This window comes from Campylobacter sp. 2018MI10 (assembly GCF_018501175.1).
Classification (GTDB): domain Bacteria; phylum Campylobacterota; class Campylobacteria; order Campylobacterales; family Campylobacteraceae; genus Campylobacter_E.
In genome coordinates this window covers 1-386 of sequence record NZ_JAHCZD010000136.1, presented here as the reverse complement: position 1 = coordinate 386, position 386 = coordinate 1, and the positions used below count along the sequence as shown (strand labels likewise).

Genomic DNA, 386 nt, shown 5'->3' with positions numbered 1-386 from the left:
TAGTGATAGAGCTTGGGAAAGCGATGGTTTTTACTACTTCTTCTTTGACTGGATCAATTACGGCAATCACATTGTGATTTTTGCTAAGTGCATAAATTTCCCCATCTTTAAAAGTCATAGAAGTTACATAAAGATCGCCTAAAGTTTTACCTTCTTTAAGATTTGCTTTTGGAGTAAATTCTCCTGAAAGAACACGATCTTTTAAAGAAACTTTAGAGATTACAAAAGTTTTAGCGTCTTTGTTGTTTGGAACAGTTGCAAGATAAAAATAATTTCCATCTGTAGTCATACTTGCTACATGGTTAAATTTTGCTCTTACGTTCTCAAGTCTTCCGCGACCTAAACTTTCGCCTTGACCTTTAAATTTATCTTTGCCTTTTACAACG

General features: G+C 33.9%; 1 pseudogene. It reads right to left on the bottom strand.

The annotated features are described in order from the left end of the window. A pseudogene (locus KJR01_RS10015) lies at positions 1 to 386 on the bottom strand (disulfide bond formation protein DsbI); the annotation flags it as partial.